The organism is Paenibacillus favisporus, from assembly GCF_040545415.1.
Lineage (GTDB): Bacteria > Bacillota > Bacilli > Paenibacillales > Paenibacillaceae > Paenibacillus_AQ > Paenibacillus_AQ favisporus.
Genome location: NZ_JBEPLV010000001.1, coordinates 569,212 through 584,140, shown reverse-complemented (window position 1 = coordinate 584,140; position 14,929 = coordinate 569,212). Strand labels below are relative to the sequence as shown.

Annotated in this window: 16 protein-coding genes and 1 riboswitch; all 16 genes read right to left on the bottom strand. The window is 54.6% G+C overall.

The genetic code is table 11. The features are described 5' to 3' along the window. Positions 1-120: 120 nt before the first annotated feature. The gene (ribH, locus tag ABID47_RS02795; protein ID WP_089548072.1) at positions 121-588 is read right to left on the bottom strand and encodes a 6,7-dimethyl-8-ribityllumazine synthase; all 468 of its coding nucleotides are present in this window, start codon (positions 586-588) and stop codon (positions 121-123) included. A gap of 20 nt (positions 589-608) precedes the next feature. After that, a complete protein-coding gene (locus ABID47_RS02790; protein ID WP_354494864.1) occupies positions 609-1,850 on the bottom strand; it encodes a bifunctional 3,4-dihydroxy-2-butanone-4-phosphate synthase/GTP cyclohydrolase II in 1,242 nt (413 codons plus the stop codon). 56 nt (positions 1,851-1,906) lie between these two features. Beyond that, positions 1,907-2,572, bottom strand: coding sequence for a riboflavin synthase (locus tag ABID47_RS02785; protein WP_354494862.1), 666 nt, complete (start codon positions 2,570-2,572; stop codon positions 1,907-1,909). 102 nt (positions 2,573-2,674) lie between these two features. Next, positions 2,675-3,784 carry a bifunctional diaminohydroxyphosphoribosylaminopyrimidine deaminase/5-amino-6-(5-phosphoribosylamino)uracil reductase RibD gene (gene ribD / locus ABID47_RS02780; protein ID WP_354494861.1) on the bottom strand — a complete coding sequence of 370 codons (1,110 nt, stop codon included), beginning with the start codon at positions 3,782-3,784 and terminating at the stop codon, positions 2,675-2,677. 414 nt (positions 3,785-4,198) lie between these two features. Then, positions 4,199-4,370, bottom strand: a riboswitch (FMN riboswitch). 184 nt (positions 4,371-4,554) lie between these two features. Further along, a complete protein-coding gene (locus ABID47_RS02775) occupies positions 4,555-4,986 on the bottom strand; it encodes a peptidylprolyl isomerase (protein ID WP_354494859.1) in 432 nt (143 codons plus the stop codon). Between the two features lie 224 nt (positions 4,987-5,210). Beyond that, positions 5,211-6,542 (bottom strand): diaminopimelate decarboxylase, encoded by a 1,332-nt coding sequence (lysA, locus tag ABID47_RS02770; protein WP_116231602.1) that lies wholly within the window; start codon positions 6,540-6,542, stop codon positions 5,211-5,213. A 116-nt stretch (positions 6,543-6,658) separates the two neighbouring features. After that, positions 6,659-8,362, bottom strand: a complete 1,704-nt coding sequence (locus ABID47_RS02765) for a spore germination protein (RefSeq protein WP_435530596.1) — start codon at positions 8,360-8,362, stop codon at positions 6,659-6,661. A gap of 73 nt (positions 8,363-8,435) precedes the next feature. Next, positions 8,436-8,858, bottom strand: coding sequence for a stage V sporulation protein AB (locus ABID47_RS02760; protein ID WP_285855050.1), 423 nt, complete (start codon positions 8,856-8,858; stop codon positions 8,436-8,438). Next, positions 8,855-9,496, bottom strand: a complete 642-nt coding sequence (locus ABID47_RS02755; RefSeq protein WP_116229667.1) for a stage V sporulation protein AA — start codon at positions 9,494-9,496, stop codon at positions 8,855-8,857. Before ABID47_RS02755 ends, ABID47_RS02760 begins: the two co-directional genes overlap by 4 nt. Before the next feature lie 121 nt (positions 9,497-9,617). Further along, positions 9,618-10,373, bottom strand: a complete 756-nt coding sequence (sigF, locus tag ABID47_RS02750) for an RNA polymerase sporulation sigma factor SigF (protein WP_089548075.1) — start codon at positions 10,371-10,373, stop codon at positions 9,618-9,620. Positions 10,374-10,384: 11 nt separating this feature from the next. Continuing rightward, entirely contained in the window at positions 10,385-10,846 is a 462-nt protein-coding gene (gene spoIIAB / locus ABID47_RS02745; protein ID WP_354494854.1) for an anti-sigma F factor, read from the bottom strand. Continuing rightward, entirely contained in the window at positions 10,843-11,196 is a 354-nt protein-coding gene (spoIIAA, locus tag ABID47_RS02740; protein WP_076170047.1) for an anti-sigma F factor antagonist, read from the bottom strand. The genes spoIIAB and spoIIAA overlap by 4 nt, the downstream gene beginning before the upstream one ends. 91 nt (positions 11,197-11,287) lie before the next feature. After that, the gene (locus tag ABID47_RS02735) at positions 11,288-12,475 is read right to left on the bottom strand and encodes a D-alanyl-D-alanine carboxypeptidase family protein (RefSeq protein WP_116229665.1); all 1,188 of its coding nucleotides are present in this window, start codon (positions 12,473-12,475) and stop codon (positions 11,288-11,290) included. 270 nt (positions 12,476-12,745) lie between these two features. Continuing rightward, positions 12,746-13,570 (bottom strand): purine-nucleoside phosphorylase, encoded by an 825-nt coding sequence (locus ABID47_RS02730; RefSeq protein ID WP_354494852.1) that lies wholly within the window; start codon positions 13,568-13,570, stop codon positions 12,746-12,748. 14 nt (positions 13,571-13,584) lie between these two features. Further along, positions 13,585-14,499, bottom strand: a complete 915-nt coding sequence (xerD, locus tag ABID47_RS02725) for a site-specific tyrosine recombinase XerD (protein ID WP_212967835.1) — start codon at positions 14,497-14,499, stop codon at positions 13,585-13,587. A 93-nt stretch (positions 14,500-14,592) separates the two neighbouring features. Beyond that, positions 14,593-14,826 (bottom strand): DUF4227 family protein, encoded by a 234-nt coding sequence (locus ABID47_RS02720; protein WP_089548078.1) that lies wholly within the window; start codon positions 14,824-14,826, stop codon positions 14,593-14,595. Positions 14,827-14,929: the final 103 nt, after the last annotated feature.

Genomic DNA, 14,929 nt, shown 5'->3' with positions numbered 1-14,929 from the left:
TATCCTCCCGTCACTTAAAGTACGCCCGCCAAGCGGGGCTGTGTCCCAATGCGCCCGTAAGGCACTTTGCGGACATAAAAAATGCAGTACCCGAAAAAAGGGTACTACATTAAATAAGCACTATTTTAACTGTTTCGTCAAGTTGGCCATTTCAATTGCCGCCACCGCAGCGTCATATCCTTTGTTTCCGGCCTTCGTTCCGGCCCGTTCCACCGCCTGCTCAATGTTCTCCGTCGTCAAGACGCCGAAAATGGTGGGAACGCCGGTTTTCAGGTTGATCGCCGCCACGCCTTTGGCCACCTCGTTGCACACGTAGTCGTAATGGGAGGTTGACCCCCGGATAACCGTGCCGAGCGTAATGACGGCGTCGTACTTGCCGCTTTCCGCCATCTTCTGAGCAATCAGCGGGATTTCGAAAGCGCCCGGAACCCACGCCACGTCCACTTCTTCTTCCTTGGCGCCGTGCCGCTTCAGGCCGTCGAGTGCGCCGCCCAGCAGCTTGCTGGTGATAAACTCATTGAATCTTCCTACCACGATGCCGTATTTTAATCCTTCGGATACCAAATTTCCTTCATAAATATGTGCCATGCTTCATCAGCCTCCTGTAATTATTCGGTAGTCGTCGTCAATGAATCGGGCTGCTCAAATTTCAGCATGTGCCCCAGCTTCATTTGCTTCGTATGCAAGTAGTTCTCGTTGTCCTTATTGGCCTGCATTTGGATCGGCACGCGCTCGACGATTTCCAGCCCGTAGCCTTCAAGGCCTTTGATTTTACGCGGATTGTTCGTCAGCAGCCGAATTTGGCGAATGCCGAGATCCTTCAATATTTGAGCTCCGATGCCGTAATCGCGAAGATCCGCGGGGAATCCAAGCTTCAGGTTGGCATCGACCGTATCAAGGCCCTCTTCCTGGAGCTTATAGGCTCTCAGCTTGTTCAGGAGCCCGATGCCGCGTCCTTCCTGGCGCATGTACAGCAGCACGCCGCGGCCTTCTTCGTTGATTTGCCGGAGTGCGGCTTCAAACTGCGGCCCGCAATCGCAGCGATGGGAATGGAACACGTCCCCTGTCAGGCATTCGGAATGGACGCGGGTGAGCACCGGCTCCCCGGATGCGATGTCCCCTTTGACGAGCGCCAAATGTTCTTTATTGTCCACCGCATTCGTATAGGCGACGACCTGGAACTCGCCGAAGTCCGTCGGCATCCGCACTGAAACCTCGCGGGTAACGAGCTTTTCCTTATTGTTGCGGTACTGGATCAAATCCTTGATGCTGATCAGCTTGAGGCCATGTTTCTTGGCGATTTGCACTAGGTCCGGCAGCCGTGCCATCGTCCCGTCCTCTTTGATGATCTCGCAGATCACTCCGGCCGGGAACGCTCCGCTGAGACGGGCGAGATCCACCGCCGCTTCGGTATGGCCAGCACGCCGGAGCACGCCGCCGGTTTTGGCAATCAGCGGAAACATGTGGCCGGGGCGCCGGAAATCGGCTGCGGTCGCTTCCGGGTCGGCCAGCGCTTTGGCGGTCAGGGACCGCTCATAGGCGGAGATGCCCGTTGTCGTCTCTTTGTGGTCGATGGAGACGGTAAAAGCCGTGCCGTGATGGTCCGTATTGTTCGATACCATCGGCTTCAAGCCGAGCTCTGCAGCTCTTTCCTCGGTAATCGGCATGCAGACCAGTCCGCGTCCTTCCGTGATCATGAAGTTGATAACTTCAGGCGTAGCCTGATCCGCCAGGGCGATAAAATCGCCTTCGTTCTCGCGGTCCTCGTCGTCCACAACGATAACGACCTTGCCTGCCGACAAGTCGGACACCGCATCTTCAATGCGGTCAAACACAAAATCCTCCTTCATGGGTTTCCCTCCTATTCCTGCATGGGCTTATTGGCCTGTCTGTCCTCTTGCCTGCCTCATGCAAATCCGTGTTCTGCTAGCAGCTCCAGGCTGATTCCCGAAGGTTCAGGACGCCCATTCCCTTCCCCTGTTCGGTAGTGAAGCAAATGGTCCACATATTTTCCAAGAATGTCGCATTCCAGATTCAGCACACTTCCAGGCTTTTTGTCCGCCAGACTTGTCTCCGCAAGCGTATGCGGGATAATGGAAACGGTGAATGTTGTGGCGCTCGTCTTGACCACCGTCAAGCTGATGCCGTCCAGGGTAATAGATCCTTGCGGGATGATGTAGCGGAGCAGAGCAGTTTCTTCCGGCTCCACTTCGATCAGCACCGCATTCTGATCCCGGTCCATCGCCCGGATCGTCCCTGTCCCGTCGGCATGTCCCTGCACGATATGTCCACCGAAGCGGGCACCCACCTGCATGGCGCGCTCCAAATTCACCCGGCTTCCGGCCCCCAGCGATTTCAAGCTGGAGTGGCGGTACGTTTGCGGCATGACGTCCACTGCGAACGAACGGGCTCCAATCTCGACAGCCGTGAGGCAGACGCCATTCACCGAGACGCTGTCCCCGATTTTGAGATCGCCCATAATCCGGGAGGCCTCGATATGGAGGATCATCGCTTCCCCTTTGCTGGAGACGCCCCGCATGACGCCGACCTCTTCAACCAAACCGGTAAACATCGCAACCGCTCCTTTCTGTCCTGTAAAGAAGTATTTCATACGATTCATATCGTTAACCGTGTGCAGCCTTAAAAAAGTTAAGTATCGTTTTTCCGGATCATGTCATGCCGGCCAAACCGGCTTTCCGCTGATGCAGACGTTATCCCCGAGCACTTCGGTCTCTACGTCTTCTAGCCGGACGGCGTCCGCCATCTTGTCGGCGCCTCGCAGCGAGAAGTTGACGGGGGCCGCCGGACCTCCAACGATTTTCGGTGCGAAATAGAGTACGATCCGGTCGATCAGCCGGGCCTCCAGCAAGGCACCGTTCAGCCGGCCGCCGCCTTCCACCAGAATCGAGCCGATCTCACGTCTGCCTAGCTCCTGCATCGCCAGGCGAAGATCGACCTGCGGGCCCGATCCGCAGCGGATCGTTTCTACACCGATCTTCTTAAGGGCTTCCTCCTTATCCAGATCGGCGCGTTCCGTCGTCAAAATGACGGTCGGCGCAGCTCCATCCCGAACCACCTTCGACTCAAGCGGAATCCGCAGCAAGGAATCGACGATGATCCGCACAGGATTCAGACCGATGGCGCCCTGCAGCCGGGTGGTCAGCTGCGGATTGTCCGCGATCACCGTATTTACGCCAACCATAATCCCTTGATGGCGGTGGCGGAGCGTATGAACCTGCTCCCGGGCCGCTTCGTTCGTGATCCATTTACTGTCTCCCGATTCGGCCGCGATGCGCCCGTCCAGCGTGCTTGCTGTCTTGACCGTCACATAGGGAAGCCCGGTCGTAATATACTTGATAAACTTTTCGTTCAAGCGGCGGGACCTGTCACCGAGCAGCCCAACTTCTACCTCAATCCCGCCGCGCCGGAGCAGCTCGATTCCTCTGCCCGCCACCTGGGGGTTGGGATCTTCGCAGGCCACAATGACCCGCTTCACCTTCTCGCGCATGAGGCGTTCGCTGCAGGGCGGTGTTTTTCCGTAATGGCTGCAGGGCTCCAGCGTTACGTAGACCGTACTCCCTTCCGCACGGTCACCCGCCAAGTTCAGCGCATGTACTTCCGCATGGGCGGTTCCCCGCTGTAAATGCGTGCCAAGCCCAACCATAGCCCCGTCTTTAACGACGACGCAGCCGACAACCGGATTGATTCCGGTCTGACCCTGTGCCCGCTCCGCCATATCGAGCGCAAGCGCCATATAAAATTCATCGTTGATGATGCCGTCCATTCATCTCCCCCCTTGTTCGGAATCGGGACATCCCCTCAAAACTAAGTCTCGGCTTCGGGCGCTTTACGGATACTTCGCATGTTGGAATTTCCATGGTAAATCACCTTACCATGCGCTGCTTTGTCTCCGCGCTGTTTAAACCGGCATTTAGCGGGGCCCCCAGGTCTTTGTAAAAAAAGCAAAAAGCCCCGGGATGGCTTAAACCATCCTCGGGGCTGTGAGAGACAAGTCAGATACACTCCAATAAGGCTGCAGAATCCCAAAAATCAAGATCAGCCAAATAAGTCATCGGTAGCGTAAAGTCATCAGTAAACAGAAGCCGTCCCTCCAGGGACAACCATCTACTATGTGAAAACAACCACGTACACGTGACATCTTATTGGACAGCTGCACTCCCAACTGAAGTGCACACTTTCTCTCCTTCTCCCATCCAGACTATACTGTCGGTCCCGGATTTGCACCAGGTCCACCGTACGCTCAGCGTCAAACAAAGCGTCCGGGTCACGGACTGAGACGGGCGCCAAAACTGATCGGCTGCCGCGTCATCACCGCCGGTAGGGAATTTCACCCTGCCCCGAAGGATATAACCAATATCAATATACAATTGCCAGATGGAATGGCTGCCTAGTGGAAGCCCCATCTATACTAGGAAATGTTAACACTGCCTCCGCAAAAAATCAATACGCCCCTTTTCCCAGCCCAGAACAAAAAACCGCTTGTCCCTCTTTGAAACAGGGAAAGCGGCTGATAAATCGTGCGCGACTCGCAGATTAAGCTTCGTATACTTCGACCGTCTTCATCACGTCGCGGCCTTGGAACGCGTCGACGTATTCCATGCCCTTCGTCACTTTGCCGAATACGGTATGCTGTCCGTCGAGATGCGGCTGCGGCTGGTAGCAGATATAGAACTGGCTTCCGCCGGTGTTGCGGCCGGCATGTGCCATCGCCAGCGATCCGCGCTCGTGTTTGTTCGGGTTGATTTCGCAGTTGATCGTGTAGCCAGGGCCGCCGGTACCGGAGCCGTTCGGGCATCCGCCCTGCGCAACGAATCCCGGAATGACGCGGTGGAACACCAGACCGTTGTAGAAACCGGAGTTTGCCAATTTTTCAAAGTTCGCCACCGTGTTCGGAGCGTCTTTTTCAAACAGATCGAGCAGCACTTCGCCGCCGTTTTCAAGAGTGATTTTTGCTTGCTTGGCCATTATGTCAATGACTCCTTTCATGTCTTTCCTGAGTGTTAACAGACATCTTCTAGTTTACTATGAAATCCCGGGCGAAGCAAAATAATTCCGCATTTCTCCTCGTTCTATAAACGCGCAAAAGGACCCCTCTGCATTCCCCAATACAGAGATGATCCTTAATACTGCGCACCAATTCATTTACCAGAGGCGCTGGCGAACAGCGCCTGTCCCCTTAGTGCATCTCCTTACTTAAGCACAGCCTGCTTTGCGATCCGCTCAGGAATGACATCGTGGCCGATGATATCCTGAAGGCTCTCGCGGCGAACGACAAGGTCGCTTTGACCTTGGTTCACGAACACGACCGCCGGTTTGCGGATCCGGTTGTAGTTGCTCGCCATGGAATAGTTGTAGGCCCCTGTGCATGAAACAGCGAGCAGGTCACCGTTATTGACTTTCGGAAGCTCAGCATCCCAAATCAGCATGTCGCCGCTCTCGCAGCATTTGCCGGCAATGGACACGGTTTCTTCCGGCTTGTCGTTGGCACGGTTGGCCAGCATGGCCTCATACTTCGACTCGTACAGCGCCGGGCGCGGGTTGTCCGTCATGCCGCCATCCACGGCCACGTACTTGCGCACACCCGGAATATCCTTGCTGGTGCCGACGGTGTACAAGGTTGTCCCCGCATCGCCCACGATGCTGCGGCCCGGTTCCACCCAAATTTCCGGCAGCTCGCTTCCCCACTCGGCAAAATGCGTTTTCACCGCGTCGGTAATCGCCTTCACGTACTGGCTGACTTCAAGCGGCGTATCGCCTTCAACGTAACGGATGCCAAAGCCTCCGCCGAGGTTCACTACTTTGAACTGCACGCCCAGCTGTTCTTTGACACTCTTGGCAAACTCGGCTACACGCTGAACCGCCATCTGAAATCCGTCGACCTCGAAGATCTGCGACCCGATATGGGAATGGACGCCAAGAAGCTCCAGATGCTCTTGAGCGGCAGCTGCTTTGACTGCTTCAAACGCAGAGCCGTTACCGATGTCGAAACCGAATTTCGAGTCGGTTTGGCCGGTTGAAATATATTCATGCGTATGAGCTTCAACCCCTGGTGTGACGCGGAGCAAAATGTTGACCTTTACGTTTTTCTCAGCTGCCACCGATTCCAGGACATGCAGCTCAACAAAATTGTCTACGACGAAGCAGCCGATGCCGGCGTCGATCGCCATTTCCATCTCTTCCACCGTCTTGTTGTTGCCGTGGAAATGGATGCGCTTGGCCGGGAAGCCTGCCTGAAGCGCCGTGAACAATTCGCCGTCGGACACGACGTCTAGGGACATGTCCTCTTCCTCTGCGATCCGGCACATGGCCATGACGCAGAACGCCTTGCTGGCGTAAGCCACCTGGAATTTCAGTCCGGACGCACGGAACGCATCGACGTATTCGCGGCACCGCGTGCGGACCAGCTCCTCGTCGACGATATAAAGCGGCGTACCATACTGCTTCTTCAGCTCGGTAACGTCACAGCCACCGATTTCCAGGTGACCGTCCGCATTGATTTTACTTGTACCATGTAGAAACATATTATGCATCCCTTCGCTTTCCTTGGAAATGTAAATATTCCATGTGAACTTTTACATCAGTATACCAGACAAGGGAAGAGAATGAATGGATTTTTTTGCACAACATTTGTGTTTTCCTACGACTGTTCGCGGTTGTCCGGGTTCTTCGCCATCCGCGTATTATCCCTCGTTTTGTTGAAAGACGGCCTTTTCTTGCTCTCAAGTACCGGGAAGCGCAGCAGCACTTCAGACAGAGCCTTTGCATTAAACGGTATAAACGGCCATAGATAAGACGAGTTGTAAGACCGGTGCAGCGTCAGCAGCAGGATCAGCAGCGTCGTCCCGACGACGAATCCCTGCACTTTGAAAATAGCCACCGCGACCAGCAGCACAAGCCTCACCATCCGGTTGGCCAGCCCCAGCTCATAGCTCGGCGTGGCGAACATGCCGATGGCCGCTACGGCCATGTACAAGACGACCTCATTGACGAACAAGCCTGTTTTCACCGCGATATCCCCGACGAGGATCGCCGCGATGAGACCCATGGCCGAAGCCAGCGGGGTCGGCGTATGCACAGCGGCCAACCGGAGCAGATCGACGCCGAACTCGACCAGCAAAAACTGGGCGATAAGCGGAATTTTGCCCGTATCGTGCGGACCGATGAAATTTAATTCCGGTGGCTTCAGGTGCGGATCGATCACAAGCAGCATCCAGAGCGGAAGCAGAAACATGGAGGCGAATATGCCAAGGAACCGGACCCACCTGAGGTAGGTCCCCATAAAAGCTGTCTGCCTGTTCTCTTCGGCATGCTGGCACAGGTCGAAAAACGTAGTCGGCATGACCATCACGCTCGGCGAGGTGTCCACGAACACCACTACCCTGCCTTCCATGATATGCGAAGCGACCACGTCCGGTCTCTCCGAATATCTGACCAGCGGATATGGATGCCATCCCTTATTGATAATGACTTCCTCCAGCTGCTTGTCGCCTTGGGGAAGGCCGTCGATGTCAATACTTTTGATTTTCTTCCGGATGGAGTCCACCTGGACCTTGTCTACAATATCGTCGATGTAGGCAATACAGACGTCTGTCCTCGTCCGCCGCCCGACCTGCACAAGCTCGCTTTTGAATCCGGGGTCGCGGATCCGCCGCCGCACGAGGGCGATGTTGGTAAGCAGCGTTTCGGTGAACCCGTCGCGTGCACCCCGCACCACCCGTTCAATACTTGGTTCTTCGGGACTACGGACCGGATAATTCCGGGTATCTAAAATGATGCACGCCCGTTCTCCCTCGATGAATAATGCGGACATCCCCATCAGTACTTTATTGACTGCTGCGCTGAGCTTGTCGACAATCTCGACCTGAATATGCGGGATGTAAAATTCAAAAAAGGACTTAAGCGCATCCGAAGTAAGCTGGTCGGCGGACAAATAGGTAAGCCGCTTCAGTATTTCCAGCATGATGTTGTCTTTGGCAAAGCCGTTAATGAAGAACAATCCCGTGTTCTGGCCGGCGAGGGTCATTTCGCGAAACACGATGTCAAAGGATGAACCGAGGCCCACCACTTCCTTGAGCGTGTTTTTGGTCGTCTCCAGGCTTTCCGGAATTTCATCCTTATCCTGCCAATAGATGATGGATTCCTCGACGGTGTCGGACCTTTCCCGGTCGCGTTTATCCTGCATCCGCTTATCTTCTCCGCCGTCACCCGCTGCCTTATGCTCACCCTCAGCCTGTTCTTCGCCGCCTTCACGCCGGCCCGTCGTCCTCCGGGGCTCCTTCCCCTCCTCCGACGGATGAGAAGCGTCTTCCTTCTTCTCTTTCGATTCGTCCCCGTACTGCATGATCATTGCAATACCCGCAGGGTCCTCTACGTTGATTTCCTGATCCTTGTCATCTCTCACGAAGCGTTCCTCCTTACTTTCTGTAAACAAACCAGTCAAACAGGGAACCCGCCACTTTTCCCGTGACCATTGCCATCAAAAAACCGAACAGGTAGCGGGTCATCTGCAGCCTTTTGGCCAAAATGGGCAGCACGTTGAGCACTTCAGTGAGCGCGGCGGCCAGCATACCGACGAATATCCCGTTAAACAGCCCGATCAAGAGGCTGGCCAGCGGTCCCAAGGATAGTTTCCAGTTCCAAAAGTCGAACACGGTCCCGATCAGCGACCCCGTTACCATCGCCCCTTCGTACCAGTGAACCCGATTATAGGATGAAGTCAGCTGAGCCAGCCTTGGGATCATGTCCAGAACGATGAACAGCGCAATAACACCGCCGCCAACCGCAATTCCCCCGGCAATCCCGAGCAGTATTTGGATGATCCAGCCGACCAGAATCAAGACGAATCCCCCTGACGGCTCTCAGTTTTCATCCGTTTATATTCCTCGGCAACGACGTACTGGTCGATATTTTCCTGGTACAGAAACATTTCCACTTCCAGCGGGGTCGGCTCCTCGTTCCATTTCTTTTTGAATAAATGGTTGAAGAAAACAACCATGCCAAACCCGATGCCGAAGGAATAAGCCGTCTGGAACAAGTAGGGATGCTCGTCCCGGCGGCCGGTCACCATTTCCACCGTACGGATTTGCACCTCCTGCATGTTCACGTCCGCATGGAAATTCATGATCGTCAGCGCTGACCCGAAGAAAAGGAGGAGCCAGACGAGGATGAATAGGATCAGTGACGGTTTCTTCTCCTTTTTTACCACTTCCACCAGGGAGTGCTTGTTCCCCATCGATTCAATGCGGACGCCCGGAATGAGCTCCTGGATCTTCGGTATGATGTGCATCATGTCAATTAACAACAAATTTCCATCCCACTTATGGGGATGAACCAGCTCCAGGCTGCGGAGCGAAGATTCCCACTCGGGGTCGCATAAAATCCGGGCGATGTGGCCGAGGGTCACAACCCTTCCATGGGAAATCGGTACGCGGCTGCGCAGCTGCAGGTAGACCGTAGGCAATCCGTGATCAGACATCCAATCACTCCTTTTGCTGCTGAATTACCGTTAGTATAGGAAAAAGGTCTACTTTCTAGTCCGATTTGCATCGCTGCCCAAAAAAAGGAACCGCCTTCCTATACGGAAGACGGTTCCTTGTTCACTGGGCAATCTGATCGCGGATCAGCTGCAGTATTTTTTTCTCGAGGCGCGAAACCTGTACCTGGGATATCCCGAGCCGGGTGGCTACCTCCGATTGGGTCTGGTCGCGGTAGTACCTTAAATAGACGATCAGCTTTTCCCGCTCCGACAGGCCATCGATTGCTTCGTTCAGCGCCAGTTTATCAAACCAGCGTTCCTGGGATTCGTCGGCGATCTGGTCCATCAGCGTAATGGGATCCCCGTCATTTTCGAACACGGTCTCGTGGATCGAGGTCGGCGGCTTGTTGGCCTCTTGGGCGAACACGACTTCCTCCGGCGTTACCCCAAGCTCCTCGGCCACTTCCTTGACGGTCGGCAGCCGGTCCAGGTGCTTCGACAGCTCGTCCCTTTTCTTGCGTACCTTGTTGGCCATTTCCTTCAGTGACCGGCTGACCTTCAGCGTTCCGTCATCGCGGAGAAAGCGCTGGATCTCGCCGATAATCATCGGAACGGCATAGGTGGAAAACTTGACGTCATAGCTTAAATCGAATTTGTCGACCGATTTCAGCAGGCCGATGCATCCGATCTGGAACAGATCCTCGGGTTCGTACCCCCGGTTCATAAACCTTTGCACGACAGACCAGACGAGGCGGATGTTGCAGTTTACCAGCGTATCGCGGGCCAAGCTGTCCCCGGTCTGGCTGAGTGCGATCAGACGTTTGACTTCGGCATCATCCAAATAAGTCTGCGAACCTTTCTTCACATCAGCATCCATGCGCCCAACCCCTAATTATACAAAGCTTTCTTAGATTCGATCCTCTTCTTCATCTTGATTGATGTTCCGGAACCGGGCTCGCTGGATACCTCGAATTCATCCATAAAGTTCTCCATGATCGTAAAGCCCATGCCCGACCGTTCCAGCTCCGGCTTCGACGTATACAGGGGCTGCTTGGCAAGCTCCAAGTCTTCGATGCCTCTTCCCCGATCCTCCACGGTCAGAGTGACGGTATCTCCCACAATTTCCGCAGTGATCGTGACAATCCCCTCGGGATCGCTGTCGTACCCGTGAATGATGCTGTTAGTCACCGCTTCGGAAACGACCGTTTTCAGGTCGCTCAGCTCATCCATGGTCGGGTCCAGCTGTGAAATGAAGGCGGCCACCGTCACACGGGCGAACGATTCGTTTTCCGACTTGGCTGCGAACTGCAGCGTCATGAAATTGCGTTCCTTGGCCTTTTCTTTACTCATGACACGACCTCCAGACCCGAGAGCGCATGACCCTCGTTATCGTAAATGGGCATAATTTTGAACAAGCCGGACATATCGAGCAGCCGGTAGACGGTAGGATTGACGTCGCACACCGCCATTTTGCCGCCCTTGGCCTTGATCAGCTTATACCTTCCGAGGATCACACCCAGACCTGAGCTGTCCATGAACTGTAAATTTTTCAGGCTGAGCACCAGATGGTCTGTCAGTCCGCGCTGGATCGTCTCATCCATTTTCATGCGGACATGGTCAGCCGTATGGTGATCGAGCTCTCCCGATAAGCGCACAATCAAGATGTTGCGGTGATGCTCCATTTCCACTTGCAGATTCACGTTTGCTCACTCTCCTCCCTGTCATGAACAACGATTTCTACGGAGTAAAACCGGATTCCTGCATCACGACAAAACTAGAAGAAAACCGCTATCAATCTACAAGAAACAATTTTGATGTCGTCCGTTTGAACAGCTTCCACCATCCGGCCTTGCCCACCGTCTCCGGCGACTTCAGCTCAAATTCCTTCAGCACCTTGCCGCCCTCGTAGACGACCAGTTTACCGAGAACCTGTCCCTGCTGGACCGGAGCCTTGATCTCCTTCGGAACGACCATTTCGTGGCGGATGTCCGCTGCCTTGGCGTTTTTCTTTGTCAGAACGCTGTAGGTTTGTCCGGCCTTCAAGGTCAGTTCCTTCGTATTGCCCTTGTTCACTTTTACCGTACCCATCACGTCACCCGGATTGAAAATGGTATGCGTGCTGTACTGGGCAAACATATAATCGAACATTTTGGACACTTCTTCGTTCCGCGTCTTGGTGTTAGGCTCGCCCAGCACCACGGCGATCGCTCTCAGGTTGCCGTTCTTGGCCGTAGCCGAGAGGCAGAACTTCGCCTCGGAGGTATACCCCGTTTTGAGACCGTCGGCCCCTGTATAGAAGCGGACCAGCTTGTTCGTATTCACGAGCCAGAAGGGCTTTTCGGAATCTTTTCGCAAATAGTCCTGATAGGAACCAGTGTATTTCGTAATTTCCGAATGCTTCAACAGTTCACGGCTGATCACCGCGATATCGTGCGCCGAAGAGTAATGGTTCTCGGCAGGAAGCCCGTTACAGTTCACGAAATGGGTATCCTTCAGCCCCAGCTCCTGTGCCTTGTCGTTCATCATTTGGACAAAGGCCTGCTCCGTGCCGGCGATTTTTTCGGCCATCGCCACCGAGGCATCGTTGCCGGAAGCCATAGCAATGCCCTTGAGCATTTCGTTGACCGTCATCTCTTCTCCCGGCTCAAGGAATATTTGCGAACCGCCCATCGACGCCGCATATTCGCTCGTCCGGACCATATCGGTCATTTTCAGCTTGCCCTCGTCGATGGCTTCCATGGTCAGCAGCATGGTCATAATTTTCGTAATGCTTGCCGGCGGAAGTTTATCATGGCTGTTCTTCTCATAAATGACCGTTCCCGTATCCGCATCCATAAGGATGGCTGACCTAGCATTCGCCGCCAGCTCCACGCCCGGAGCCTGACCGCCTTTTGGCGCTTCTTCGGCATACCCCAGATAAGGCAGCGCCACCGTGGACAGTCCGAAGGACAGCGCGAGCGCCAGTATCGTTTTTTTCAAAATAAGTCCCCTCCTGACCTATTGTATAGATTGAACTAAAGCTTTTTCATTGAACTTCCTGTTATGAAGGCCTGATACGGCCTATAACTTTCATTTCTTTAGTTCATTTCTATATGGTTCAATTGAAATGGTTACTGTCTTTCAGTTTCGTCAGGATCACAGGAAAATATTCCATGCCAGGGGCTGCTTACGCCGAATTATTTTTGATACACGCAAAAACCCCCGCAGGATTTCTCCTGCGGGGGCTGCTTGAATAAACGGCCTTGCATATTACATATGAGGGATAACCGCAAGCACCAGGCCGAGGAACTTCTCGCGGACTCTCTCGGTCGTTTCCATGACCTCTTCATGGGACAAAGGCTGGTCCAGAATGCCTGCCGCCATGTTGCTGATGCAGGAAATGCCGAGCACTTCCAGGCCGGCGTGCCGGGCCACGATCGTCTCCGATACCGTCGACATGCCGACAGCGTCTGCACCGAGCGTGCGCAGCATGCGGATTTCGGCCGGCGTTTCGTACGTCGGTCCAAGCAGGCCGGCATATACGCCTTCGCGAATCGGAATGTTCTTCGACGCGGCCGTGTCCTTCAAGAGCTGGCGGAGCCGCCGGCTGTACGCCTCGGACATATCGGGAAAGCGGACGCCAAGCGCCGGTTCGTTCGCGCCGATGAGCGGATTCCGGCCGGTCAGGTTCAGATGGTCGGTCAGGACCATCAGGTCTCCCGGCTCGAAATCCGTGTTGATGCCGCCGGCTGCATTGGTCACCAGCAGGCTCTTCACGCCGAGCTCTTTCATGACCCTTACCGGGAAAGCCGTCACTTCCGGGCCGTAACCCTCATACATGTGGAAGCGCCCCTTCATTAAGACGACGCTACGTCCTTCAATCGTACCGAGCAGAAGCTCTCCCGCATGGCCTTCCACCGTCGACACCGGAAAATGAGGGATATCCTCGTAGGCAATGGATATGCCGTCCTGGATCAGGTCAGCCAGTATTCCGAGACCGGACCCGAGTATGAGGCCCACTTCCGGTTGAACGCCTCCCTTGCTCTGGATAAAGGCGGCTGCCTCTTGAATCTGCTTCAGCTGTGTCGTTGACATGCGTATAATCTCTCCTAATCGGTATTGGAATGATCCCGTCCACGGGGATGGTGCTCTTCATAAACGTCCTTCATCGTTCTTTTCGTACTTGTGGTGTACATTTGGGTCGTCGCCATATCGGCATGCCCCAGCATCTCCTGTACGGAGCGCAGATCGGCTCCGTTCTCCAGCAGGTGCGCGGCAAAAGAATGCCTGAGCGTATGCGGCGTAATCTCGCCTTCAATCTCCGCATCGGCGGCGTATTTTTTCAACACCTTCCAGAATCCTTGGCGCGTCAGGCGGCTGCCGGTCAGGTTCAGGAACAGGGCTCTGTCGTCCGAGGAGGTTTCCCGTACGAGCGGATCCCGCATTCCGGTTATATACTCCTTGACCGCCCCGGCCGAAATCCCATTGATCGGAAGCACCCGTTCCTTGCCAGCGCTGCTTGTGCAGCGGAGGAAATGCATGTCCAAATTGACATCGTCCACGTTCAGGGAGATAAGCTCAGATACTTTCAAGCCGGTACCGTAGAGCAGCTCCAGCATGGCTTTGTCCCGAAGCCCCTGCGGCGCGGAAACATCGGGGGCTTCCAGCAGCCGGTTCACTTCCCCGATGGACAGAACTCTTGGAGGCTTCTTCTCCAGCCGGGGAGCGTCGAGTCCAAGACTCGGATCCTGCCGGATGACGGATTCCCGGATCAAATAATGGATAAAAGACCGTACGGAAACCAGCTTGCGTGCGAGCGTCGCCGGGGCCATGCGCTCCTGCTTCTTCAGGTTCAAATACATTTGGATATGCGTCCGTTTGACCTGATCCGCTGAGTTCAGCCCCCGTTCCTCTACAAATTCCACAAACTGACGGACATCACGGGTGTACGATTCAAGTGTGTTACTGGACAGCCCTTTCTCCTCACGGATGTACCGAATGAAGGGCTGTACATACTGCATCATGTTGTGAAACAGCTCCTTCGGGTTCATTTTGGATTGACGTATCTTCGTCCTGTTCTACTTCGACAGCAGGGAGGACGTCCCCTGCCGGAGGCATTATTCACCATACCAAAAATAAAAACGGAGCCTGTCCCCCATCCGCTCACCGTCCTGCTTCCCGTCACCGGACTGGAACGCCTTGACGGCATGACCCTCCGGAATGCGGTAATGGTCCACCGGCGTGATCCAAGCAGTGAACAGGGTCAGCACATGGTAGAACATATAGGCTAAAGAAACGAACACGATCAGAAACTTTAGCACGGACAGCCATTTTCGCAGCGGAATGATCATCCCGGAAGCACCTCACATTCTTGAAGGAGACGCCTCTCCTTCCCGTTCATCCTTGCTATATCCAGCATATGAACGTTTGTCCTTATGTATGCCCCAGGACGCC